The organism is Thauera aromatica K172 (genome assembly GCF_003030465.1).
GTDB lineage: Bacteria > Pseudomonadota > Gammaproteobacteria > Burkholderiales > Rhodocyclaceae > Thauera > Thauera aromatica.
In genome coordinates this window covers 1,011,658-1,035,793 of record NZ_CP028339.1, presented here as the reverse complement: position 1 = coordinate 1,035,793, position 24,136 = coordinate 1,011,658, and the positions used below count along the sequence as shown (strand labels likewise).

The 24,136-nt window shown below is 67.8% G+C and carries 24 protein-coding genes and 1 tRNA gene; 8 read left to right on the top strand and 17 right to left on the bottom strand.

What is annotated here, in order from left to right; translation table 11 throughout:
* Nucleotides 1-6: 6 nt before the first annotated feature.
* The 12 genes from bamB to Tharo_RS04955 all read right to left on the bottom strand — a co-directional run bounded on the left by bamB (nucleotide 7) and on the right by Tharo_RS04955 (nucleotide 11,930).
* The gene (bamB, locus tag Tharo_RS05010) at nucleotides 7-1,149 is read right to left on the bottom strand and encodes an outer membrane protein assembly factor BamB (protein WP_107220253.1); all 1,143 of its coding nucleotides are present in this window, start codon (nucleotides 1,147-1,149) and stop codon (nucleotides 7-9) included.
* A 3-nt stretch (nucleotides 1,150-1,152) separates the two neighbouring features.
* Nucleotides 1,153-1,800, bottom strand: coding sequence for a tetratricopeptide repeat protein (locus Tharo_RS05005; protein ID WP_107220252.1), 648 nt, complete (start codon nucleotides 1,798-1,800; stop codon nucleotides 1,153-1,155).
* A gap of 2 nt (nucleotides 1,801-1,802) precedes the next feature.
* Nucleotides 1,803-3,098 (bottom strand): histidine--tRNA ligase, encoded by a 1,296-nt coding sequence (hisS, locus tag Tharo_RS05000; protein WP_107220251.1) that lies wholly within the window; start codon nucleotides 3,096-3,098, stop codon nucleotides 1,803-1,805.
* A gap of 75 nt (nucleotides 3,099-3,173) precedes the next feature.
* The gene (gene ispG, locus Tharo_RS04995) at nucleotides 3,174-4,433 is read right to left on the bottom strand and encodes a flavodoxin-dependent (E)-4-hydroxy-3-methylbut-2-enyl-diphosphate synthase (protein WP_107222315.1); all 1,260 of its coding nucleotides are present in this window, start codon (nucleotides 4,431-4,433) and stop codon (nucleotides 3,174-3,176) included.
* A 9-nt stretch (nucleotides 4,434-4,442) separates the two neighbouring features.
* On the bottom strand, nucleotides 4,443-5,474 hold the full coding sequence (locus tag Tharo_RS04990; RefSeq protein ID WP_107222314.1) for a helix-turn-helix domain-containing protein: 1,032 nt from the start codon (nucleotides 5,472-5,474) through the stop codon (nucleotides 4,443-4,445).
* A 5-nt stretch (nucleotides 5,475-5,479) separates the two neighbouring features.
* Nucleotides 5,480-6,268 (bottom strand): type IV pilus biogenesis/stability protein PilW, encoded by a 789-nt coding sequence (gene pilW, locus Tharo_RS04985; protein WP_107220250.1) that lies wholly within the window; start codon nucleotides 6,266-6,268, stop codon nucleotides 5,480-5,482.
* Nucleotides 6,265-7,401 (bottom strand): dual-specificity RNA methyltransferase RlmN, encoded by a 1,137-nt coding sequence (gene rlmN / locus Tharo_RS04980; RefSeq protein ID WP_107220249.1) that lies wholly within the window; start codon nucleotides 7,399-7,401, stop codon nucleotides 6,265-6,267. The genes pilW and rlmN overlap by 4 nt, the downstream gene beginning before the upstream one ends.
* A gap of 115 nt (nucleotides 7,402-7,516) precedes the next feature.
* Nucleotides 7,517-7,942 (bottom strand): nucleoside-diphosphate kinase, encoded by a 426-nt coding sequence (gene ndk / locus Tharo_RS04975; RefSeq protein ID WP_107220248.1) that lies wholly within the window; start codon nucleotides 7,940-7,942, stop codon nucleotides 7,517-7,519.
* 100 nt (nucleotides 7,943-8,042) lie between these two features.
* The gene (locus Tharo_RS04970; RefSeq protein WP_107220247.1) at nucleotides 8,043-8,696 is read right to left on the bottom strand and encodes a DedA family protein; all 654 of its coding nucleotides are present in this window, start codon (nucleotides 8,694-8,696) and stop codon (nucleotides 8,043-8,045) included.
* A gap of 163 nt (nucleotides 8,697-8,859) precedes the next feature.
* Nucleotides 8,860-10,143, bottom strand: coding sequence for a TRAP transporter large permease (locus tag Tharo_RS04965; RefSeq protein ID WP_107220246.1), 1,284 nt, complete (start codon nucleotides 10,141-10,143; stop codon nucleotides 8,860-8,862).
* Nucleotides 10,140-10,850 carry a TRAP transporter small permease gene (locus Tharo_RS04960; RefSeq protein ID WP_107220245.1) on the bottom strand — a complete coding sequence of 237 codons (711 nt, stop codon included), beginning with the start codon at nucleotides 10,848-10,850 and terminating at the stop codon, nucleotides 10,140-10,142. Before Tharo_RS04960 ends, Tharo_RS04965 begins: the two co-directional genes overlap by 4 nt.
* A 75-nt stretch (nucleotides 10,851-10,925) precedes the next feature.
* On the bottom strand, nucleotides 10,926-11,930 hold the full coding sequence (locus Tharo_RS04955; protein WP_107220244.1) for a TRAP transporter substrate-binding protein: 1,005 nt from the start codon (nucleotides 11,928-11,930) through the stop codon (nucleotides 10,926-10,928).
* Between the two features lie 185 nt (nucleotides 11,931-12,115).
* Between Tharo_RS04955 and Tharo_RS04950 the strand changes: the two genes are divergently transcribed.
* Nucleotides 12,116-14,098, top strand: coding sequence for a sensor histidine kinase (locus tag Tharo_RS04950; protein WP_107220243.1), 1,983 nt, complete (start codon nucleotides 12,116-12,118; stop codon nucleotides 14,096-14,098).
* Entirely contained in the window at nucleotides 14,095-14,700 is a 606-nt protein-coding gene (locus Tharo_RS04945; protein ID WP_107220242.1) for a response regulator transcription factor, read from the top strand. The genes Tharo_RS04950 and Tharo_RS04945 overlap by 4 nt, the downstream gene beginning before the upstream one ends.
* 44 nt (nucleotides 14,701-14,744) lie before the next feature.
* On the opposite strand, the gene tilS is transcribed toward Tharo_RS04945, so the two are convergent.
* The 4 genes from tilS to Tharo_RS04925 form a co-directional block, all read right to left on the bottom strand.
* On the bottom strand, nucleotides 14,745-16,109 hold the full coding sequence (gene tilS, locus Tharo_RS04940) for a tRNA lysidine(34) synthetase TilS (protein WP_107222313.1): 1,365 nt from the start codon (nucleotides 16,107-16,109) through the stop codon (nucleotides 14,745-14,747).
* Nucleotides 16,110-16,169: 60 nt separating this feature from the next.
* A complete protein-coding gene (locus tag Tharo_RS04935) occupies nucleotides 16,170-17,135 on the bottom strand; it encodes an acetyl-CoA carboxylase carboxyltransferase subunit alpha (RefSeq protein ID WP_107220241.1) in 966 nt (321 codons plus the stop codon).
* Between the two features lie 168 nt (nucleotides 17,136-17,303).
* A complete protein-coding gene (locus tag Tharo_RS04930; protein ID WP_107220240.1) occupies nucleotides 17,304-17,969 on the bottom strand; it encodes a Bax inhibitor-1/YccA family protein in 666 nt (221 codons plus the stop codon).
* A gap of 53 nt (nucleotides 17,970-18,022) precedes the next feature.
* Nucleotides 18,023-18,364, bottom strand: coding sequence for an HPF/RaiA family ribosome-associated protein (locus tag Tharo_RS04925; protein ID WP_107220239.1), 342 nt, complete (start codon nucleotides 18,362-18,364; stop codon nucleotides 18,023-18,025).
* A 159-nt stretch (nucleotides 18,365-18,523) separates the two neighbouring features.
* Between Tharo_RS04925 and Tharo_RS04920 the strand changes: the two genes are divergently transcribed.
* From Tharo_RS04920 to Tharo_RS04910, 3 genes are all read left to right on the top strand, one after another.
* Nucleotides 18,524-19,435, top strand: a complete 912-nt coding sequence (locus tag Tharo_RS04920) for a LysR family transcriptional regulator (RefSeq protein WP_107220238.1) — start codon at nucleotides 18,524-18,526, stop codon at nucleotides 19,433-19,435.
* Between the two features lie 75 nt (nucleotides 19,436-19,510).
* Complete coding sequence (locus Tharo_RS04915; protein ID WP_107220237.1) at nucleotides 19,511-19,750, top strand: helix-turn-helix domain-containing protein; 240 nt, start codon at nucleotides 19,511-19,513, stop codon at nucleotides 19,748-19,750.
* A 2-nt stretch (nucleotides 19,751-19,752) separates the two neighbouring features.
* Nucleotides 19,753-21,081: a type II toxin-antitoxin system HipA family toxin gene (locus tag Tharo_RS04910; RefSeq protein ID WP_107220236.1), complete on the top strand. Its 1,329-nt coding sequence runs from the start codon at nucleotides 19,753-19,755 to the stop codon at nucleotides 21,079-21,081.
* A gap of 206 nt (nucleotides 21,082-21,287) precedes the next feature.
* Here Tharo_RS04910 and Tharo_RS04900 read toward each other — a convergent pair.
* A tRNA-Leu gene (locus Tharo_RS04900) sits at nucleotides 21,288-21,372 on the bottom strand.
* Between the two features lie 109 nt (nucleotides 21,373-21,481).
* Between Tharo_RS04900 and queA the strand changes: the two genes are divergently transcribed.
* The 3 genes from queA (at nucleotide 21,482) to yajC (ending at nucleotide 24,091) form a co-directional block, all read left to right on the top strand.
* A complete protein-coding gene (gene queA, locus Tharo_RS04895) occupies nucleotides 21,482-22,546 on the top strand; it encodes a tRNA preQ1(34) S-adenosylmethionine ribosyltransferase-isomerase QueA (protein ID WP_107220234.1) in 1,065 nt (354 codons plus the stop codon).
* Nucleotides 22,536-23,672, top strand: a complete 1,137-nt coding sequence (tgt, locus tag Tharo_RS04890) for a tRNA guanosine(34) transglycosylase Tgt (RefSeq protein WP_107220233.1) — start codon at nucleotides 22,536-22,538, stop codon at nucleotides 23,670-23,672. The genes queA and tgt overlap by 11 nt, the downstream gene beginning before the upstream one ends.
* Before the next feature lie 92 nt (nucleotides 23,673-23,764).
* Nucleotides 23,765-24,091, top strand: coding sequence for a preprotein translocase subunit YajC (gene yajC, locus Tharo_RS04885; protein ID WP_107220232.1), 327 nt, complete (start codon nucleotides 23,765-23,767; stop codon nucleotides 24,089-24,091).
* The last annotated feature ends 45 nt before the right edge of the window (nucleotides 24,092-24,136 follow it).

Below are 24,136 nucleotides of genomic sequence, written 5' to 3'. Positions count from 1 at the left end.
CTTGCCTCAGCGCACTTCGTACGCGGTAATGTCGCCGTCGCCGCCCTGGACGACGAAGCCGCGCCCGAACGCGACCGGATCGGCGGCGATCGCCCCCTTGCCGGCGCGTTCGCGGGCGGCCAGGGAACCGGTTTCACGATCGAGAAGGTGGACATAGCCCTCGCCGTCGCCGACCACGACGTGATCGCCGACGATCAGCGGCCGCGACAGCCGGCGCCGCACTAGCGCGTCCTGTTTCCACACGCTCGCCCCGCTGTAGGCGTCAAGCGCATGCACCGCATCGCGCTCATCGACGAGCAGCGCGAAACGCGCGTCGCGCGCCATGCCCACGCTGCTGGAGAAATCGCGCGCCCACAACGCGTTGCCGTTGGTGGTGTCGAAGCAGGCCGCGCGCCCCTGGTAGCTCACCGCGCACACTTCGCGCCGCCCGACCACCGGCGTGCCGACGATGTCGGCCACCCGCTCGAGCTCGGTGGCACCGCGCGGCAGGGCGACACCAAGCTCGGTGATCGCGCCGCCGTTGGCGGGATTGAGCACCGCCAGCTTGCCGCCGGGGAAGCCGGCGAGGACGACGTTGCCCTCGATGAGCACGCCGGCGAACGTGCGCAGCGCCAGCGGCGGATTGTTGCGCTGGTACACCCAGCGCCGGCTGCCGTCGCGCGCATCGAGCGCGATCAGGCGGTTGTCCGAAGCGCGCACGACGACGAAGTCCGGGCCGAGCGCAGGCGGCGCCAGCACTTCGGCGCCGAGCGGCGAACGCCAGCGCTCGCTGCCGCTGGCCGCATCGTAGGCGATCACCGTGCCGTCGGTGGCGACCACCACCGCAAGCCGGCTATCGGCACCGACTCCGGCCGACAGGCGCTTGTCGGCACGCACCTGCCACAGCGCGCGGCCGTCTTCGAAACGGCCGACGTCGCCGCGGTGCGAGGCCGCGTACACGCTCTCGCCCCACACCGCCGGCTGGAAGCGGTAGCCCCCGGCTTCGCCGATGTCGGCCTGCCAGCGCCTCGCCAGCTCGGCGCTCGGCTTCAGTTCCGTCAGTGCCGCCGGCGCCGAAGGCGAGTGGGAAAAAGGGTTCAGCGACGAGCAGCCGGCGAGCAGCGCGGCAGCGGCGGCAAGCGCAACGAAACGCAGCGAAAGCGACTTCATCGGTCAGGCTCCCAGGGATTCGAGTTTCACGCGGACGAGTTCGCGCAGCGTCATGGCCTCCTCGCCTTCGGCAGCGAGGCTGTCGATCGCGGCCCGGTAGGCGGCCCGCGCTTCGTCGGCCCGGCCCAGCTCCGCGAGCACGTCGCCGCGCAGATCGTCGTAGCGGCTCTTGTAGGCCGCCGTCACCGGCGCGCCCTGCAGCCGCGCCAGCGCCGCATCGAGCTCGCCCTGCTCCAGCATCACCGCGGCCAGGCGCAGCCGGGCGAGGTCGCGCAGCGCCGCGTCCGCGCCCTTGTCCGCCGCCCATTCGAGCTGGGCCCGCGCATTGGTCAGGTCGTCGGCCTCGAACTGGACCGCCGCCGCCAGCAGCGCGCCGAGCTGGGCGCTGGCACTGCCGCCATGCTCGCCGATCAAGCGCCCGGCGGCCTCGCGCGCCTTTTGCGCATCCTGGCTTTGAGCGGCCTGCTGCACCGCGTAGTAGAGGGTGCCGGCCTCGGCGGCGTTGCGGTTCTGGAACCACTGCCAGCCCTGCCAGCCGACCGCGGCGACCGCGGCGGCGAGCGCCAGGCCGACCACCAGGTTGCCGTACTGCGCCCACCACGCCTTGAGTTCGGAAATCTGTTCCTGCTCTTCCAGATCGTAGACCGCCATCATCAACCCTCTTGTACGGATTCTTCAGGATACAGCAAGCCTGCCAGTGCCTCGGGCAGGGTCTCGAGCGCGACGCGCTGCTGCGCGCCGCCGCCGCGCAAGGGCTTGAGGCCGACTTCAGCGGCCGCGGCCTCGTCTTCGCCGATCACCACCGCGACCGCAGCCGCGCTGGCGTCGGCTTTTTTCATCTGCGACTTGAAGCTGCCGCCACCGCAGTGCATCAGCACGGCGAAGCCGTGTTCGCGCAGCGCCTCCGCGGCACGGAAGGCCAGGCGCTGGGCAGCGTCGCCGACGCTGACCACGTAGGCGTCGGGCGCCATGCGCTCGCTCTCGCCACCGCAGGCCTGCCACAGCAACAGCAGGCGCTCGATGCCGATGGCAAAGCCGGCGGCCGGCTGCGGCTTGCCGCCGAGCTGCTCGAACAGGCCATCGTAGCGCCCGCCGGCACAGATCGTGCCTTGGGCGCCGAGGCGCGTCGTGACCCACTCGAACACGGTGCGGTTGTAGTAGTCCAGCCCGCGCACCAGGCGATGGTTGATCCGGTAGGGAATCCCGGCATCCTTGAGGAAGACCTGCACCGCGTCGAAGTGCGCCTTCGATTCGTCACCGAGGTAGTCGGCGAGCCGCGGCGCAGCATCGACGATGGCCTGCAGCGCCGGGTTCTTGGTGTCGAGGATGCGCAGCGGGTTGGTGTGGAGGCGGCGCCTGCCGTCCTCGTCGAGCTGGTCCCGGTGTTGCTCGAGGTAAGCGACCAGCGCCGCGCGGTGAGCGGCGCGCTCTTGCGGAGCGCCGAGCGAGTTGATCTCGAGCGTGACATCCTCGAGCCCGAGGTCGTCCCACAACCGTGCGCACATCAGGATCAGCTCAGCGTCGGTTTCGGGGCCGGCGAAACCGAGCGCCTCCACGCCGATCTGATGGAACTGGCGGTAGCGGCCCTTCTGCGGACGCTCGTGGCGGAACATCGGCCCGTAGTAATACAGGCGCTGCGGTCCGCCGGACGGGATCAGGCTGTGCTGGATCACCGCGCGCACGCAGGAGGCCGTGCCTTCCGGGCGCAGCGTCAGATGCTCGCCGTTCAAGGCGTCCTCGAAGGAGTACATCTCCTTCTCGACGATGTCGGTGACTTCGCCGATCGCGCGCTTGAACAGCGGCGTCGGCTCCACCAGCGGCATCCGGATCGGGCGGTAACCGTAGCTCTGCAGCCAGTCGCGCACGATGTCTTCGAAGTATTCCCAGGTTTCGGCGTCATCGGGCAGGATGTCGTTCATCCCGCGCACCGCCTGCAAGGTCTGGCTCATTGCTGTGTTCGTCTTGTCGTGTTGCGGGATGCGTGGATCGCACCCTCGTCCTTGTTCATGTCCCTGGGGCCGGACTCAGCCGGCCTTTCTTGCATAGCGCGTCGCCACGTAGCGATCGACGATGGCCCTGAACTCGGCGGCGATGCCGTCGCCGCGCAAGGTGGCGACTTTTTCCCCATCGACATAGACCGGGGCCGCCGGCGATTCGCCGGTCCCCGGCAGCGAGATGCCGATATTCGCATGCTTGGACTCGCCCGGCCCATTGACCACGCAGCCCATCACCGCCAGGGTCAGGTTCTCGACGCCATCGTACTGCTCGCGCCACACCGGCATCTGGGCACGAACGTAGTCCTGGATGCCGGCGGCGAGTTCCTGGAACACCGTGCTGGTGGTGCGCCCGCAGCCCGGGCAGGCGGTGACCATCGGCGTGAACGCGCGCAGGCCCATGGTCTGCAGGATCTCCTGCGCGACCACGACTTCCTGGCTGCGGCTGCCGCCCGGCTCGGGCGTCAGCGAGACGCGGATGGTGTCGCCGATGCCTTCCTGCAGCAGCACCGCGAGTGCGGCGGTCGAGGCGACGATGCCCTTGCTGCCCATCCCGGCCTCGGTCAGCCCCAGGTGCAGGGCATAGTCGCTGCGCCGGGCGAGATCGCGGTACACCGCGATCAGGTCCTGCACGCTCGACACTTTCGCCGACAGCACGATGCGGTCCGCGGCCAGCCCGTACTCCTCGGCCTTGGCCGCGGATTCGAGCGCCGACACCACCAGCGCCTCGCGCATCACCGCACCGGCATCGCGCGGTGCGGCACGGTGGGCGTTCTCGTCCATGATGCGGGCGAGCACCGAGGGGTCGAGGCTGCCCCAGTTCACCCCGATGCGCACCGGCTTGTCGTAGCGGCAGGCGAGTTCGACGATCGCGGCAAACTGCGGGTCGCGCTTCGCGCCGGCACCGACATTGCCCGGATTGATGCGGAACTTGGCGAGCGCCTCGGCGCAGGCGGGAAAATCGGTCAGCAGCTTGTGGCCGTTGTAGTGGAAATCACCGACCAGCGGCACCTCCACGCCGAGCGCCAGCAGACGGTCGCGGATGTGCGGCACGGCTTTCGCCGCCGCTTCGTTATTGACCGTCAGCCGCACCATTTCAGAACCCGCGCGGGCGAGTTCGGCGACCTGCATCGCCGTGCCGAGCACATCGGCGGTGTCGGTGTTGGTCATCGACTGGACCACGACCGGCGCCTCGCCGCCGACCCTGACCTTGCCGATCGCGACCTGCCGGGTGCGCCGGCGGCGCCCGGGGGCGGCGCCGAGGGGGGGAAAATCCTTGTCCTGGTTCATCGCTTCCAACTATTCACCTAAAGTCAGGCGGGCGACCGAGCCGCGCGCATGGGCGGCAAGATCGACCGTCCGGCCGTCGAACTCGACCGCCACGCCCGCCGCATTGCCCACCACCAGTGCGAACGGCGGCTTGCCCTGCACGGTGCGCACCGAGCCCGCACGGTTGAGCCCGGAATGGAGGATCGCGCCCGCGGCGTCGCGCACCTCGACCCAGGAGTCGGCGCCAAAGCGCAGCACCAGCCGGCCGCCGCTGCCGGCCTGCGGCGCGGCGGGCGGTGGACTCGCGGCGGCGCTGCGTCCGTCTTCTGCAACCGGGGCCGGCGGTGCGGCGGGCACCTCCGTAGCGGGCACCTGTGCGGCGGGCGCGGGCGCCACGCGCCCGTCCACGGCGGCCGGCGTCTCGGCCTTGGCGGGGATCTCGGCAGCGGTGGCCGCCGGCGTGCTCGCGGCGACCTCCGGCTGCAGCGGATTGTCCGCCCCCGGCGCGACGGCGCCCGCCCCCGGCCCGGCGTCGCCGCGCTCGAGCGGCAGTACCGCGACCGGCGCGCTTTCCGCCGGCGCGTTTTCCGCCGGGACACTTTCCATCGATCCGTTATCCGCCAGCCCGGGCAGATCGGTCCGGAAGCCATCGAAATACCAGCCCGCGGCGACCAGCAGCATCAGCGCCAGCACCAGCATCCCGGCGGGGAATGCGCCCCGGCGCCGGCCGCTGCGGCTGGGCAGGTCGCCGTCGGCATTGCGGATCGGCGACAGGTCGGGGGCCGCCGACCCGGCCAGATGCTGTACGCCGTCGAGCAGCGGCGCGGCGTCGAGCCCCAGGTAGCGCGCATAGTTGCGCAGGAAGCCGCGCACGAAGGCCGTCCCGGGCAAGGCGGCGAAATCGTCGCGCTCGAGGGCGTCGATCTGGCGTGGACTGAGCTTGAGCGCAAACGCCACTTCGGACACCGATTCGCCACGCGCCTCGCGCGCGCGCCGCAGTTGCGCCCCCGGCGACGGCACGGCGGGCTCGCCGGCCGCGGCGGGAAGGTTTTCGCTCTGCATGCTGCTCACTCGAACTTCCCTTGGATCATCCGTTGATATTCTTCCGATTGGGCGAAACGGCTACGCAGCTGCGCCGCATAACTCGCCTCGGCGTCGTGGTTGCCGAGGCGGCGCTCGGTGCGCAGGCCGAGCCAGACCGAAGCCGGAGTCGGTTCCAGACGCTGGTGCAGCCGGACCAGGTGGGCGCGCGCCTGGTCGAGACGCCCGCCACGGTAGGCGATCGCAGCGAGCTGGTAGAGCGCCTGGGCGTTGTCCGCATCGGCCTGCAGCGCGCGCTGGAACTGCGCTTCCGCGGCGTCCTCGTCGGCCAGCCGCAGGTGGCACAGCCCGGCGTTGGTCAGCGGCCGGGCCGGATGGCGGTAGTACGGGTTGCGCGCCGCCACCGCCAGCCGCTCCAGACCTTCGCGCTCGCGCCCCCGGACACACAGGAACCAGCCGTAGCTGTTGTTGAAATCGGGGTCACCGGGAGCGAGGCGCAGCGCACGCTCGAAGTTCTCCCCGGCGGCGGCGTATTCCTCGACGAGCATGTAGGCCAGACCCAGCAGGTGAAAGGCCGGCGCATAGTCCGGGCTGTCGCCGAGCGCGATCTTCGCTTCGTCGAGCGCGACATCGTAGCGCCCGATTTCGAAATAAGCCATGCCCAGGTCCACATGCACGCGCGCGCGCGCCTGCGCCGGAGTGGCCGGGGTGAGGTCGGACAGCGGCCGGCTGGGCCCCGCCGTATCCACCGGCGCCGTGGCGCAACCGGCCGCCAGCACCGCCGCTACGGCCAGCACCAGCGCTGTGCGCCTCATCGACGTTCCTCCGCCACACGCTGCAGGCGCACGCTGCGCCGGGTCTTGTCCTGGACCTGGCCGGCGAGCTGGCCGCAAGCGGCATCGACGTCGTCGCCGCGCGTCTTGCGCGTCGTCGTGACGATGCCGGCGTCGATCAGGATGGCGCCGAAGCGGCGGATCCGCTCCGCCGACGAGCGCTCGAAGCCGGCGTGGGGGAAGGGGTTGAACGGGATCAGGTTGAACTTGCACGGCACATCGCGCACCAGCGCGACGAGTTCGCGCGCATGCGCATCGCTGTCATTGACGCCGTCCAGCATGACGTACTCGAAGGTGACGAAATCGCGCGGCGCGCGCTCGAGGTAGCGCCGGCAGGCGGCCATCAGTTCGCGCAGCGGGTATTTCCGGTTGATCGGCACGAGGCGGTCGCGTAGCGCATCGTTGGATGCGTGCAGCGACACCGCCAGCGCCACCGGGCATTCGTCGCGCAGGCGGTCGATCGCCGGCACGATGCCCGAGGTCGACACCGTGACGCGCCGGCGCGACAGGCCGTAGGCGTGGTCGTCGAGCATCAGGTGGAGCGCGGTGACGACGTTATCGAAGTTGGCGAGCGGCTCGCCCATGCCCATCATCACGACGTTGCTGATGATGCGTCCGTTGTCCTGCTCGCCGACCTCGAGATCGGCCGCCGTGTCGCGGGCGGCGCCCAGCAGCTTGTTCGCCAGCCACAGCTGGCCGATGATCTCGGCTGCCGACAGGTTGCGGTTGAAACCCTGCTTGCCTGTGGAACAGAACGCACAGTCGAGCGCGCAGCCCGCCTGCGAGGACACGCACAGCGTGCCGCGGTGGGTTTCGGGGATGAACACGGTCTCGACCGCGTTGGCGTTGCCCACATCGAGCAGCCACTTGCGCGTACCGTCGGCCGACACCGAGTCACGCACCGGCAGCGGCGCACGGATCGTCGCGATTTCCTTCAGTTTGGCGCGCAGGGACTTGGCGACGTCGGTCATCGCGTCGAAGTCGTCGCAGCCCTCGCGATGCATCCAGCGCATCACCTGGCGGGCACGGAACGGCTTCTCGCCCAGCCCGGCGAACCAGGCGACGAGGCCGTCGACGTCGAAATCGAGCAGATTGACCGGGGCGGAAATGCTCATGCCTGAAACTTCACTCCAGAGAACGGTTGAGGCCAAATGCAAACGGCCCGAACACGCCGGACGCGGTGCGGGAGGCACCGCGGAACCAGCGCGAGGGACCGTCGGAATGGACCGTTCAGCGCGAGTAAACGTTCATGCCGGGGAAAAAGAAAGCCACTTCGACCGCGGCCGTCTCCGGCGCGTCCGAACCATGCACCGCGTTGGCGTCGATGCTGTCGGCGAAGTCGGCGCGGATGGTGCCCTTGTCGGCCTTCTTCGGGTCGGTGGCGCCCATCAGCTCGCGGTTCTTGGCGATCGCGTTCTCGCCTTCCAGGCACTGGATCATCACCGGGCCGGAGGTCATGAACGACACCAGGTCCTTGAAGAAGGGGCGCGCCTTGTGCACCGCGTAGAACTGTCCGGCTTCCTGCTCGGACAGGTGCACCATCTTCGCGGCGATGATCTTCAGGCCGGCCGCTTCGAAGCGGGCGTAGATCTGGCCGATCACGTTCTTGGCGACGGCGTCGGGCTTGATGATGGACAGGGTGCGTTCGATTGCCATGGAAAAACTCCGGAACTGCGCTTGGGAAAGCGTGAGGTTTAGAAAAAAGCGCGAAATTCTAGCAGATTTCCGCCCTCGCCCGGGCGACACGCAGCGACCGTCATGGTCTCGCGCTCACCGACGCCGCCCGGTGGCGCAGCCACCCCATGAACAGCGGCGTCAGCGAGAACACGATGATGCCGAAGATCACCAAGGTAAGGTTGTTCTTGATCAGCGGCAGGTTGCCGAACCAGTAGCCCGCCATCACGAGCGGCCCCACCCAGAGCGCGGCACCGAGCACGTTGAAGGCGATGAAGCGTCGGTACTCCATCTCGGCCATGCCCGCGACGAAGGGCGCGAAGGTGCGGATGATCGGCATGAAGCGGGCGATGATGATGGTCTTGCCGCCATGACGTTCGTAGAACTCGCGCGTGCGCTCGAACGCCCGGCGGTTGAAGAAGCGGCTGTCGGGCCATTGCAGCATCCGCCCGCCGAAACGCCTGCCGATCGTGTAATTCAGCGAGTCGCCGGCCACTGCGGCGACGAACAGCACGGCGATCAGGACGCCCGGGTCCATGCCGCCACCGGCGGCCAGCGCTCCGGCGACGAAGAGCAGCGAATCGCCGGGCAGGAAGGGCGTGACGACCAGCCCGGTCTCGCAGAACACGATCAGAAAGAGGATCGCGTAGATCCAGTCGCCGTAGTTCGCGAGCAACTCGGCGAGGTGACGGTCGACATGCAGCAAGAGATCGACGATGAAGGCGAGGTATTCCATGAAGGGCCCGACAGGCAAGGGCGCGCGATTCTATCGCGGCGCAACATCCACGACTGGGAATGAAACACCTCGATGCAGCATCCGCCCGCTGCCTTCACCCCGGGTCGAGCACAAAAGCCGGACCCGGCACGCGGCCGGGCCCGGGATCGAGCTCGCGACGGCCTTACATCATGCCGAGCGTGCGCGGCAGCCACAGCGACATGGTGGGCCAGTAGGTGACCAGCACCAGGAACACCAGCATCGACAGCAGCCACGGCCAGACCGCGACCGTAAGCTCGGTGATGCCCATCTTGGTGATCCCGCTCGCCACGTACAGGTTCAGGCCCACCGGCGGGTGGCACATGCCCACTTCCATATTCACCACCATGATGATGCCGAAGTGCACCGGATCGATGCCCAGCTTGACCGCGATCGGGAACAGGATCGGCGCCAGGATCAGCACGATCGACGACGGCTCCATGAAGTTGCCCGCGATCAGCATCAGGATGTTGGCCATGATCAGGAAGCCGATCATGCCCACGCCGGTGCCGATCATGAAGTCCGCCATCTGCTGCGGGATGTTCTCGTGTGTGAGCAGGAAGGAGAACAACACCGCGTTGGTGATGATGTAGAGCAGCATCGCGCTCATGTTGGCGGAGTTCAGCAGCACCTTGGGCACGTCCTTCATGCCCAGATCCTTGTACACGAACACCGCGACGAAGAACGCATACACCGCACTCATCGCCGCCGCCTCGGTGGGCGTGAAGATGCCGGTATAGATGCCGCCCATCACCACCACGATCAGGAACAGACCCCAGGCCGAATCCTTGAACGCCTTCGCGCGCTGCCCCCAGCTCGCCTTGGGCAAGCGCGGATAGCCGAACTTGCGCGCACGGTTCCAGGTCGTGAAGCCCAGGAAGGCCGCGAGCAGGATGCCGGGCACCACGCCCGCCATGAACAGGGCGCCGACCGAAGTGTTGGTCGACACCGAGTACATCACCATCACGATCGAGGGCGGGATCAGGATTCCGAGCGCCCCCGATGTGGTGATCACGCCGGCGCCGAACTTGTTCGGAAAACCCTGCTTCACCATCGCCGGCAGCAGGATCGCGCCGATCGCTACCACGGTCGCCGGGCTCGACCCCGACACTGCGGCGAAGAGCGCGCAGGCGAGCACGCCGCCCAGCCCCAGACCGCCGTGCCAGTGGCCGACCATGGACGTGGCGAAGTTGATCATCCGTCGCGCCACGCCGCCATGAGTCAGGAAGTTGCCGGCGAGGATGAAGAACGGGATCGCCATGATCTCGAACTTCTCGATGCCGGTGAACAGCTTGAGTGCCACCGACTCGATCGGCACCTCGGTCATCGTGAACAGGAAGGTGAGCACGGTCAGACCGAGCGAGATCGAGATCGGCATGCCGGTGAGCATCAGCACCAGCAGGAGGATGAAGATGATTGCCGCGCTCATTGCTTGCCTCCCTTGCCGGCGTCGGTGTCGTGGCTCTCGCCGAACTGCTTGTGCTTCAGGTCGTGCGGATGCAGATCGTCGCCCATGTCGTAGTAGTTCGCGTCGGTCGGCAGGTGCTCCTCGTCGATGCCGTCCACATGGCCGTGGTCGTGGTGCGGCAGCTCGCCGCTGCGGAGGAAGCCCGTCATGACCTGCAGAAAGCGGAAGCACATCAGATAGGAGCCGAACGGAATCGCCGAATACACAATCCACGTCGGCCATTCAAGATCAGGGGTGACCGGGCCCTCGTAGAGATCGCCGGTGTCCATCCCGAGCCAATTCAGGATCTGGTAATGCGCTCCGTTCTCGAGGACGAAGGTTGCGCCGAGCGTGCCGACGATGCCGGTGAACAAGGCGCCTGCACCGAGTCCGATCACGATGAACTTGGCCCGATTGGCATCCGACAGGCGGTTGATCAACACATCAACGCCGACGTGAATGCCGGTTCGCACGCCATACGCCGCGCCGAACTTCGCCATCCACACGAACATGATGATCGTCAGCTCCTGCGCCCAGCCGAGGTTGAGCCCGAGCAGCCAGTCCTGCAGCGCCGGGATGTCGAGGCCGGAGCCGTAGCGATGGACCACGGAGACGAAGATGATCAGCGTCGCCGCGCCCATGAGGAAGGTGATCAGCCACTCCTCAAGGTGATCCAGAATTCTCAACATTTAGGGTCTCCCATCACAAAAAACGCCCGCGAGCGTTGCACTGCCAGCGGGCGTCGTACCGTTGCCGGAGGGGGATCAGAGCTTGGCCGGATCGAAGCCGGTTTCGGTGTAGATCGACTGGATCAGATCCTTGCCGATGCGCGACTCCATCTTCTTGTGCACCGGCACCAGGGCCTTCTTGAACGCCGCCTTCTCTTCCGCGGTCGGGGTGTGGACTTCGGTCTTGCCCGACGCCTTCACCGCCGCCAATGCCTTGTCGTTCTCTTCCTTGGCGATCTGGTTGGCGTAGAGGGTCGATTCCTTCATCGCCTTGTCGAGCTGGGTGCGCACTTCGGCCGGCAGGCCGTCCCAGAACTTCTTGTTGGTGATCACCGCGTAGCCCAGGTAACCGTGGTCGGTCAGCGTCATGTGCTTCTGCACTTCATGCATTTTCTGGGTATAGAGGTTCGAATGCGGGTTCTCGGTGCCATCGACGACACCGGTCTGCAGTGCCTGGTACACCTCGGAGAAGGCCATCACCTGCGGCAGCGCCTTGAGCTCGCGCATCTGCTCTTCGAGCACCTTTGAGGACTGGATGCGCATCTTCTTGCCGCGCAGGTCTTCGGGTTTGTTGATCGGCGAGTTCGCCGAGAAGGACTTGAAGCCGTTGTCCCAGTACGCCAGGCCGCGGATGCCCTTGGGCTCGAGCTTGGCGAGCAGCTGCGCGCCGACCGCGCCCTGGGTGACCTTGTTCAGGGCTTCGTAGCCGTCGAAGATGTAGGGCAGATCGAACACTTCGAACTCGCGCACGCCGAGCGGGCCGAACTTGGCCAGCGACGGCGCCAGGAGCTGGACGGCACCGAGCTGCAGCGCTTCCATTTCTTCCTTGTCCTTGTACAGCGTGCTGTTCGGGTAGACTTCGACTTTCACCGCGCCCTGGGTGTATTGCTCGGCAAGTTCCTTGAACTTGTCGGCCGCCTTGCCCTTGGGCGTGTCCTGGGCGACAACGTGGCTGAACTTGATCACGATCGGCTCCGCAGCGACCGCAGCGGCAGACAAACCGACCGCAACCAGACCGACCAGAAGTGCGCGCATCTTCATGAGATTCTCTCCTCCGCATCAACGACATCGATGAACTTTTCCGGCCCGCGGCGCTTCCCGGGGCAGGAGCACGGCGATAGATTCGCCTGTGCCGGAGATCAGTATCGTTTGGGCTCCGCCCTGTCGCTATTGTGGAATACCGCAGCAAGGAAAACCTCCGCCGTGCCCGCCCCCCGCCCGCCTCCATGAGCCCTCTCCCCCCTTCGGCGCCCCCACCGCCTCCCGGCCCCCGCAACCGCTGGGTCCAACGCCTGCCCTTCCTGAGCCTGGCCCTGTTCCTCGGCGCGATTGCCGCCCTGGTCTGGCTGACGCGCGAATACGACGCCGACGAACAGCGCACCACGCTGCTCAACGACGTGCTGTGGATGGAGCAGAACCTGCGTTTCCAGCTCGATCGCAACGAGATCCATCTGCAGCAGATCGGCACCGAGCTGTTCGCCGGAACCTCGCTCTCGCCGCAGACCGAGGCCAGCCTCGCCCATCTGCTCAACCCCGAGCGCGGACTGGTGCAGATCCTGTGGCTGGCGCCCGACGGCCGCATCGCCGGCGCCCTGCCGCCACGCCCGGCGGAGGCCGCGGGCGGCAGCCGCGTGCCGACCCCGACCACGTTCGAACTGGCGCGCAGCGTCGGCCGCCCGGTGTATGGCCCGGCCTACCCCGCGAACGGCAACGCCCACCGCTTCGAAGTCCACGTCCCGCTGTGGTCCGACGAATCCCTGCTCGGCGTCGTGGTGGGGGTGTATTCGCTGTCGGACCTGGTCGTGCGCGAGCTGCCGTGGTGGTTCTCGGAGCGCTACCGGGTCGCGGTGCTCGACTCCGATGGCCGGGAAATCGCCGCCAAATCCAAGGTCGCGCCCCTTTCTCCCCGGCTCGCCTACTCGATGCCGTTCGACCCGCCGGGGCATGGCCTGACCCTCCAGATCACCGCCTACAAGTCCGAAACGCGCTGGATTCCGCTGCTCTTGGGCGCCTCGATCGTGCTCCTGGGCGGGATCATCGTCTGGAGCGTGGCCCAGCTGCGCCGCCAGCTCGCCCGCCGGCAGCAGGCCGAAACCGCGCTGCGCACCGAGTCCGCGTTCCGCAAGGCGATGGAGGATTCGATGCGCACCGGAATGCGCGCCCGCGACCTCGACGGCCGGCTGACCTACGTCAACTCGGCGTTCTGCCGCATGACCGGCTTCGCTGCGGAGGAACTGATCGGGCTGAAACCGCCGATGCCCTACTGGGACCCGGAGCGGCTCGAGCAGACCTTCGAAGTGCACCGCGAAATCATGTCCGGCGAAAGCTCCGCCGAAGGCACCGAAGTCCGCCTGCGGCGCAAGAACGGCGAAGCGCTCGACGTGCTGGTGTTCGAAGCGCCGCTGATCGACGCCCACGGCCGCCATGCCGGCTGGATGGGCTCGGTGCTCGACATCACCGAGCAGAAGCGCGCGCGCGAGCAGGCCCGCCAGCAGGAAGAGCGCCTGCAGCAGAGCTCGCGCCTGATCACGATGGGCGAAATGGCCTCCACCCTCGCCCACGAGCTCAACCAGCCGCTGGCGGCGATCACCAGCTACAACTCGGGCTGCATCAACCGCCTGCAAGGCAATGACGTCGATCCCACCGAACTGCTCGACATCCACCAGCGCATTGCCCACCAGGCCCGGCGCGCGGGCGAGATCATCCGCCGGGTGCACGATTTCGTGCGCCGCGCCGAGCCTCGACGCGAAGTGCTCGACCTCAACGCGGTGATCCGCGATGCGGTCGGCCTGATCGAAGCCGATGCGCGCAAACGCCGGGTGGCCATCCGCACCGATCTCGCTTCCGCCCTGCCTCCGCTGGCGATCGACGCGGTGATGATCGAGCAGATCGTGGTCAACCTGGTGCGCAACGCGATGGACTCGATGCGCGACACTCCGGCCGAGCGCCGCCGCGTGGACATCGCTTCCGCGCTCGACGATCGCTTCGTCACTGTCACCGTGGCCGACCGCGGCAGCGGCATCGCCGACGAGATCGCCGTCCGCCTGTTCGAGCCGTTTTTCACCACCAAGCCCGAAGGCATGGGGATGGGGCTGAACATCTGCCGCTCGATCGCCGAACTGCACCATGGCCGCCTGAGCTTCGCAGCCCGCCCCGATGGCGGTACCCTTTTCACCCTGTCGCTTCCCGTTGGCCTCGACTCCGCATGACCTCCGCCTGCACCCACATCATCGACGACGACGAAGCCATCCGCGACGCCCTCCAGTGGCTGTTCAAGACCCGCGGCGTCGCCTGCCGCACCTGGCCCGGCGGCGAAGCCTTCGTCGACGCCTGGCGGCCCGACTGGCGCGGCTGCATCGTGCTCGACATCCGCATGGCGGGAATGAGCGGACTGGAATGCTTCGACACCCTGCTCGCGCGCGGCTGCACCCTGCCGGTGATTTTCATCACCGGCCACGGCGACGTGCCGATGGCGGTGGCGGCGCTGAAAAAAGGCGCGTTCCACTTCATCGAGAAGCCGTTCAACGACCACGACCTCGTCGACCTGGTCGAGAAGGCCCTCGCCACCGACGCCGAGCGTCAGCGTGCCGCCGCCGGCCGCGAAACGATCGAAGCCCGGCTGGCGACACTGACCGGCCGCGAGCGCGAAGTAATGAACCTGATCCTCGAAGGCAAGTACAACAAGGTCATCGCCGACGAGCTGTCGATTTCAATGCGCACGGTCGAAGCCCACCGCTCGCGCATCTTCGACAAGATGGCCGTGCGTTCGGCGGTGGAGCTGGCGCAGCAGCTGACCCTGCTGCGCGACTGAAGCGCCGGGCCGGCTGCGCGCCGCGGGAGAAAACCGCGCCGGACTCAGCTCACCCCGCGAGCCGGATCGGCGCCGGCCGCGGCGGCGTGCCAGCGCGGTACCACGCCCGTCTCGCCGGCGGCGCAGGCGAACTCCGCCGCCACCCCGATCCCGGCCACCCAGGCCGGTTCGCCATCCACCCACAGCACGGGCAGACGCGCGCGCAGCCACGCCGGAATCGCCGCCTCCTGGCACAGGTTCTTGAAACTGCGCCGCGGCCGGCGCGAATCCAGCCGCAGCTTCATCCCTTCGCGTCGTGGCGCCAGGCTCACCTCCGCCGCTGCCGCCAGCCGCACCCGGCTCAGGCCTTCGCCTTCCGCGCCCGCGAACACGACCTCGCCCTGCCCCCAGGGCAGCGCGGCCTGTCCGTGCCAGCGCTGCGCCGGCGGGAGGGGAGCGGGAGCGGCCGCTTCGAGCCACAGCGCATCCCGGTAGGCGCAGCAGGCCCGGTCGCCGAGCACCAGGCGCAGCGGCGTGTCCGCACCGGCGGCGCAGAGCTGGCGCACCGCCTCGACCAGGCGAGCGCGCGACGGCGCCAGCGCGCCGGCGCCGCGCAGCTGCCAGCGCAGCAGGTTGCCCAGCCGCGCCGCGCCGAGCGCGAGCGCGGCCGAACGGGACAAGGGCGCGCCGCCGCAGGCGGCCGCGTCGAGCGCGGCGAGCTCATCGAGAAGGGTGTCGGCCTCGCGGAAGTTTTCCGCCGCACGCGCCAGTGCGGGCACCGCGGCGGGGAAGATGCGCTCGGCCGCGGGCAGGAGCTGGCGGCGCAGGGCATTGCGCGTGTAGCGCTCGTCGGCGTTGCTCTCGTCCTCCTCCCAGCGCAGGCCGGCGGCGCGCGCCCAGGCGAGGATCTGCGCCCGGCGCACGCCGAGCAGCGGGCGCAAGCGCCCCGGGCACCGTGCCGAGCGGGGCCGGTCGAGCGCCGCCATCGCCGCCGCGCCGTGCACGCCGGCGCCGCGCAGGAGGCGGAACAGCACGGTTTCGGCCTGGTCGTCCTGGTGGTGGCCGAGCACCAGCCAGTCGCACTCCACCCGATCGAGGGCCGCCCGGCGGGCTTCGCGCGCCGCCGCCTCGAGGCCGCCCGGATGATCCCGCGCCACCGTCACCCGAAACAGCTGGAAAGGAACCCCGGCACGCTCGCAGCGACGGGCGCAGGCCGCCGCCCAGGCGTCCGCGTTCGGGCTGAGGCCGTGGTGGACGTGCGCGGCCGACAGCGCGTAGCCGAACGGTGCCTGCAGGCTGCACAGCAGGGTGAACAAGGACACCGAATCGACCCCGCCGGAGAGCGCGCAGCACAGACGGCTGTGCGGCCCGACTCCGGCGGCGGCGAGCACGCGGCCGACTTCGGACCGCAGTTCATCGTGCACGACCATGCCCATGGTGCCCGGCCGCCATGCCGCGGGATCACGCCGCCGCTGCGGCGCAGGCCCCGCTCAGGCGGCCTTTTCCTTGTAGCGCCCGTAGCTCATCAGCTTGTCGTAGCGCTGGGCGACGAGCTCCGAAGGGGTCAGCGCTTCGAGTTCGCGCAGGGCGTCGGTCAGCGCGCGCTTGAGCGTGGCCGCCATCGCGCGGTGGTCGCGGTGCGCCCCGCCGACCGGCTCGCTGACCACCTTGTCGATCAGGCTCAGCGACTTCAGCCGCGCCGCGGTGATGCCCATGGTATCGGCCGCATCGGCGGCCTTCTCCGCGCTCTTCCACAGGATGGAGGCGCAGCCTTCGGGCGAGATCACCGAGTAGGTCGAGTACTGCAGCATCAACACCTGGTCGGCGACCGCGATCGCCAGCGCGCCGCCCGAACCGCCCTCGCCGATGATGGTGCTGACGATCGGCGTCTTGAGCTCGGCCATCAGGTAGATGCTGTGGCCGATCGCCTCGGACTGGCCGCGCTCCTCGGCGCCGATGCCCGGATAGGCGCCCGGGGTGTCGACGAAGGTGAACACCGGCAGGCCGAACTTCTCGGCGAGCTTCATCAGCCGCATCGCCTTGCGGTAGCCCTCCGGGCGCGGCATGCCGAAGTTGCGCGCGATCTTCTCCTTCGTGTCGCGCCCCTTCTGGTGGCCGATCACCACGCAGCTCTGGCCGTTGAAGCGCGCCAGACCGCCGACGATCGCCTTGTCGTCGGCATAGGCGCGATCGCCGTGCAGTTCCTGGAAATCGGTGAAGATCAGCTCGGCATAGTCGAGCGTATAAGGGCGCTGCGGGTGGCGTGCGACCTGAGCGATCTGCCACGGCGTGAGCTTGGCGTAGAGTTCCTTGGTCAGCGACTGGCTCTTGGCCTCCAGGCGCGCAATCTCCTCGGAGATGTCGACCGCCGGGTCGTCCTGCACGAACCGCAGTTGGTCGATCTTCGCCTCAAGTTCGGCGATCGCCGTTTCAAAATCCAGAAAGGTGGTCTTCATCCAGCCGTTCCCAGTCAAAAATGTGCGCCATTGTAACGCCAGGCGGACGACGGCGTGGCCTGTCCACGCTGCACTGCGACACGCCGCACTTCGCCAGACGACGCGGGGCGACCGCCCTCTGGCGATCGCCCCGCTCATCCCGCAGCGCGCCGCCAGGGGCGCAGCGGATCAGTCGTTGCTGGCGAAGCCGAGCAGGTGCAGCAGGCTGGTGAAGAGGTTGAAGATCGACACGAACAAGGTCACCGTGGCCATCACGTAGTTGGTTTCGCCGCCGTGGATGATGTTGCTGGTCTCATACAGGATCAGGCCCGACATCAGCAGCACGAAAGCGGCCGATACGGTCAGCGACAGCGCCGGGATCGAGAAGAACACCGCGCCCAGGCCGGCCAGGAAGGCCACCAGGATACCGACCATCAGGAACCCACCCATGAAGGAGAAATCCTTCCTGGTGGTGATCGCGTAGGCCGACAGTCCGAGGAAGATCGCCGCCGTGCCGGCCATCGCCTGCATCACGATGCTGCCGCCGTTGGGCAGCGACAGGTAGGCGGAGATGATCGGGCCGAGCGTGAAGCCCATGAAGCCGGTGAGCGCGAACACGAACACAATGCCCAGCCCGCTGTTGCGGAACTTGGTGGTCAGGAACAGCAGGCCGAAGTAGCCCGCCAGGGTCAGGAGGATGCCGGGGTGGGGCAGCCCCATCGCCACCGACAGCCCGGCGGTGAGCGCCGAGAAGGCCAGCGTCAGCGACAGCAGCAGGTAGGTGTTGCGGATGACCTTGTTGGTCGATAGCACCGAAGCTTCGGCGCGGTGCATTGTCGTGATGCGGTTTTCCATGGCGGATGTTCCTCCGGAAGGATGAATGGTTTTGAGGGGCGGCAAGTCGGTCTTCAAGCCGGCAGCGCCGCAACCGGGGCGGACGCTCCGCGGCCCGGCTTTTGCTGACGGCGCAGGCGCTGGGCCAGAACCCGTGACACCCGCTCCGCGGCGGCGTCGACCGCGGCGCGCACGTCGAGCTGCTTGATCGCGAACACCACGTCCGGCAGGTTGCGCAGCCGCAGTTGTACCACGCAACGCTTGTCCGCGCCGTCGCCATCGACATCGGCCACCTTCACCCGCGCCCACTGGATGTGGTCGCGGAAGCGCCCGATCGCGCCGCTCATCCGCCGGCTCACGTAGTCATGTAGGCCGGGGGTCGCCTTCACCCCGTCACACTGCAGATCGATACGCATCTCGAGTCTCCTGTTGTTGTCGCGCAGTCACGGTCGGGCCGAGCGCCTCGACGCATGTTAAAACTCAGACCATTCGATAAAATCCCGGTTCAACAGAATGTCGATCCGGTTTTATCGAAACATCCAGAAGCCGCTTCCCGCTCGATCGAGGTCAAGGCCATGCTGAACTACAAGCAGCTCCACCATTTCTGGATCGTCGCCCGCGCCGGTGGGATCGTGCGCGCGGCGGAACGTTCCGGGCTCGCGCCCCAGACGCTTTCGGGGCAGATCACCACGCTCGAGACCGCACTCGGGGTCAGCCTGTTCAAACGCCAGGGCCGCGGTCTGGCACTGACCGAAACCGGGCGCATGATGCTCGACTACGCCGAAGAGATCTTCCGCCTCGGAACCGAGTTGGAAGAAGCCCTGCGCAGCCGGGCCACCGGGCGTGCCGTGCCGTTTCGCGTCGGTGTCGCCGACGTGGTGCCGAAAGCGATCGCCTGGCTGCTGCTGGCGCCGTCGATGGATCTCCCCGAGCCGATGCGCATCGTCTGCCGGGAAGGCAAGTTCGACACCCTGCTCGGTGAACTCGCGATCCACAAGCTTGACGTCGTCCTGGCCGACCGTCCCCTGCCGCAGAACATGGACGTACGCGGCTACAGCCACGCCCTCGGCGAATCGACGATCGCCTTTTTCGCCACCCCGGCCCTGGCGGCGACGCTGAAAAAGGGCTTTCCAGAATGCCTGGACGGTGCCCCGCTGCTGCTGCCCGGTGCCGAAGCCAGCGTCCGCGGCCCGCTCCTGCGCTGGCTCGAAGCTGCCCACCTGCATCCGCGCATCGTCGGCGAGTTCGACGACAGCGCCCTGATGCGCGCTTTCGCCGAGGCCGGAGCGGGCGTTTTCCCGAGCGCGGCGCGGGTCGGCGAGCAGTTGTGCCGGCAGGCGGGTCTGGTGCATCTGGGGGACGCCGGCGGCGTCATCGAAACCTACTACGCGATCTCGGTCGAACGCAGGCTGACCCACCCGGCGGTACGCGCGATCAGCGACGCCGCGACGGCACCGGCGCCGCGGGGACATCCAGAATCTTGTTGAATCGTTATTTCCGATATTTTACTTTTATCGAAAAATACGATATTTTGCGCATATCGACTTTCCAGATGAAAATCCATGCTCCGAGTCAACTCGCCCCAGCAGGCAGGCCGGATTCTCACTGCTCGACGCAAAGCCCTGCGCCTCTCCCAAGCCACGGTCGCCGCAGGTCTGGGCATCAGCCAGAACCGCCTGTCCGAGCTTGAAGCCCACCCGGAGCGCTTCACGCTCGACCGCCTCCTCGCCCTGGCGAGCCAGCTTGGCCTGGAACTCGTACTCCAGGAGAAGACGCAGCCCGTCAACGAGAGCGAGTGGTAGCGATGGGCCGCCCTTCGCACACCCGGATTCTGAACGCCTGGATCAACGGCAGGCTGGTCGGGCAGTGGCGTCTGCCGGCGCGGGGAGCGACCGAGTTCCAGTACGAACGGGACTGGGTGGCATCACCCGAAGGGCGTCCCCTGTCCCTGTCCCTGCCCTTTACGCTGGACAATCTGCCCCTGCGGGGCGATGCCGTGCGCAATTACTTCGACAACCTGCTGCCCGACAGCGACCGCATCCGCACGCGGCTGCAGTCCCGCTTCCGCACCGACAGCACCGGAGCCTTCGACCTCCTGCAGGCCATCGGACGCGACTGCGTGGGCGCCGTGCAACTTCTCCCAGATGACGTAGAGCCTGGCGGTGTGTTCCGCATCGACGTCGAACCGCTCGACGATGCCGGCATAGAACGTATCCTCAAGGGCACCGTTTCCCCAAACAAGCTTCTGGGTCAGGCTGCGGCCGACGACGGTGACTTCCGCATCTCGATCGCGGGCGCCCAGGAGAAAACCGCCCTGACCCGGCATGACGGGCGCTGGTGCCGTCCGCTGGGCGCCACACCGACCACCCATATTTTCAAGCTGCCGCTCGGCTTGGTCGGCAACCGCCAGGCAGACATGCGCACCTCGGTCGAAAACGAGTGGCTTTGCGCGCAAGTCCTGGCCGGCTTCGGCCTGCCGGTCGCCGCGTGCGAAATCCAGCGCTTCGGCGACCAGAAGGTACTGATTGTCGAACGCTTCGATCGCCGCCTGGCGAGTTCCGGCAGCTACTGGCTACGCCTGCCGCAGGAAGATTTCTGCCAGGCGACCGGCACCCCGCCCGGTGCCAAGTACGAATCCGATGGCGGCCCCGGTCTGGTAGACCTCGCGCGCATCCTGCAGCAGTCGGAGGCTCGTGAGGCCGACCTCAAGACGCTCTTCACAGCCCAACTGCTCTTCTGGATGCTCGCCGCCACCGATGGCCACGCCAAGAATTTTTCCCTCTTCCTGCTCCCGGGAGGGCGTTACCGCCTCACGCCGCTCTACGACGTGCTGTCGGCCTGGCCCGTCGCCGGGACAGGCCCGAATCAGCTCGATTACGAGAAGCTTCGCCTGGCCATGGCCGTGCGCGGCAAGAACACGCACTACCGGTTGCGGGACATCCAGCGGCGCCATTTCAACGATATGGCACAGAAGTGCGGGCTTGGCCGCGACATGGAACACCTCATCGACGAGTTGGTCTCGCGGACCAGCCACGTCCTGGAGGCGCTCAGCCGGGCACTGCCACCGGATTTCCCGGCGGACGTGTTCGACGCAGTCGCCAACAGCTTGTTGGTCTCCAGGAAGCGGCTCTGAACTCACGCTCCCGTCAGCGCACGCAAAAGGTCGCCCTGTTTTTCCGGCCAACGACCTGCAGGCGTGCGTCTCGATACCAGGCACTGCTTCGAGGGGAGACGGATGCCGGTGCAGCGCGAGGGTCAGTGCTGCACAATTGCTGCAAAAACCCTAGAATGGCGACCTTTCGCCGCGCTTCACCGCCTCTAACTTACTGATTTTTCTAGTGGTGCCGGGAAAGGGACTCGAACCCTTACACCTTGCGGCGGCGGATTTTGAATCCGCTGCGTCTACCGATTCCGCCATCCCGGCAGGGGAGGCGCATTATCTCCGAACAAGCGCCACGGCAGCAAGCGCGAGAGAAGGATCTCTTGCCCCTACCAAGCCGAGGGCTCGCCCTTTCATTCTCACTTTCACCGCAATGTCCCTGACCCTCGACGATTTCGACTACCTGCTGCCGCCCGAGCGGATCGCCCAGGCACCGCTGCCCGAGCGCAGCGCCAGCCGCCTGCTGGTCGTCACCCCCACCCCCGGCGCCGAGCCGCTGCTCGTCGACGCGAGCATCGCCGACCTGCCCGCGCTGGTACGCCCCGGCGACCTGCTGGTGTTCAACGACACCCGCGTCATCCATGCCCGTCTGCACGGCATCAAGGACAGCGGCGGCCAGGTCGAAGTCCTGATCGAGCGCGCGGTCGGCCCGCACGAGGCGCTCGCCCAGGTGCGCGCGAGCAAGTCGCCGAAGACCGACAGCCGGCTGCGCCTGGCCGACGCCTTCGACGTCGAAGTGCTCGGCCGCGTCGGCGAGTTCTACCATCTGCGCTTTCCCGCCGGCGAAAATCTGTTCGCCCTCCTCGAACGCCACGGCAAGCTGCCGCTGCCGCCCTACATCCAGCGCGCCGCCGGGGATGCCGACGAAAGCCGCTACCAGACGGTCTTCGCACGCGACCCCGGCTCGGTCGCCGCGCCCACCGCCGGCCTGCACTTCGACGAGGCTCTCCTCTCCCGCCTCGCCGAGCGCGGCGCGAACTGCGCCTGGCTGACCCTCCACGTCGGCGCCGGCACCTTCCAGCCGGTGCGGGTGGATGACCTCGGCGAACACCGCATGCACCGCGAACGCTACGTGATCCCGCAGGAAACCGTGGACGCGATCGCCGCCACCCGCACCGCCGGCGGACGCGTGATCGCGGTCGGCACCACCAGCCTGCGCGCGCTCGAAGCCGCCGCCCAGGACGGCGCACTGGAGGCGGGCAGCAGCGAAACCGAAATCTTCATCCTCCCCGGCTTCCGCTTCCAGGTCGTCGATGCGCTGCTCACCAACTTCCACCTGCCCAAATCCACCTTGCTGATGCTGGTGTCGGCCTTCGCCGGCATGGACACCATCCGCCGCGCCTACGCCCACGCCATCGCCCGCCGCTACCGCTTCTTCAGTTACGGCGACGCGATGTTCCTGACCCGCAAGAACGAAGCCGAAGACGATGCACTTTGAACTCCTCGCCACCGACCGCGGCGCCCGCCGCGGCCGCCTGACGCTCGCCCACGGCGTGGTCGAAACCCCTGTGTTCATGCCGGTCGGCACCTATGGCACGGTGAAGGCGATGACGCCGGCGATGCTCGCCGACATCGGCGCACAGATCTGCCTGGGCAACACCTTCCACCTGTGGCTGCGCCCGGGGCTGGAGATCATCGGTGCGCATGGCGGCCTGCACCGCTTCATGGCCTGGGACAAGCCCATCCTCACCGACTCGGGCGGCTTCCAGGTCTTCAGCCTGGGGGCACTGCGCAAGATCAGCGAGGAAGGAGTGAAGTTCGCCAGCCCGATCGATGGCGCGAAACTGTTCCTCACGCCCGAAATTTCGATGCAGATCCAGCACGTGCTGAACTCGGACATCGTGATGATCTTCGACGAATGCACGCCCTACCCCGCCACCCGCGACGAGGCGGCGAAGTCGATGCAGCTGTCGCAGCGCTGGGCGCGGCGCTCGCGCGACGAGTTTGACAAACTGAATGACAAAGCGGACGCCGACCCGGAGAAACGGAACGCGCTGTTCGGCATCGTCCAGGGCGGCATGTACGAGGATCTGCGCGACGAGTCGCAGGCTGCGCTGGAGGCGATCGGCTTCGACGGCTTCGCCATCGGCGGCCTCTCGGTGGGCGAGCCCAAGGAAGACATGGCGCGCATCCTCGCCCACACTGCGCCGCGCCTGCCCCAGGACAAGCCGCGCTACCTGATGGGAGTGGGCACGCCCGAGGACATCGTCGCCGGAGTGGCCGCCGGCATCGACCTGTTCGACTGCGTGATGCCCACGCGCAACGCGAGGAACGGCTGGCTGTTCACCCGCCATGGCGACATCAAGATCAAGAACGCGGTGCACAAGGCCGACACCCGGCCGCTCGACCCGTCGTGCGACTGTTACACCTGCCGCCACTTCAGCCGCGCCTACCTCCACCACCTGCACCGCAGCGGCGAGATTCTCGGCAGCATGCTCAACACGGTCCACAACCTGCGCTACTACCAGACCCTCACCGCCGAGCTGCGCGCGGCGATCATCGCCGGCGAGTTCGCGCAATACGTGCAGCGCTTTCACCGCGAGCGCGCCACCGGCACTGCCTGAACCGTTCGGCGCGCGCGCCGTCTCACCCATCCCGGGCACGATCCCGGCTGCTGCTATACTTCACCGCTTTTCTGCCCAACCGGAGTTTCAACGTGCTGATTTCCAATGCCTACGCCCAGGCCGCGGGCGCTGCCGACCCCACTGGCGGCCTGATGGGCCTTCTGCCGCTGATCCTGATGTTCGTGGTGCTGTGGTTCCTGATGATCCGCCCGCAGATGAAGCGCGCGAAGGAACACAAGTCGATGGTCGAGGCGCTGGCCAAGGGCGACGAAGTCGTCACCGGCGGCGGCATCGCCGGCCGCGTCACCGAAGTCGGCGACAGCTTCGTGCACGTCGAGATCGCCGCCAGCACCGTGGTCGCCGTGCAGAAGCAGGCGGTCGCCACCGTGCTGCCCAAGGGTACGCTGAAGTCGCTGTAAGGCCTGCCGGCACACCGGCGGGCCTCCACCCGCCGGCGCGCTCCA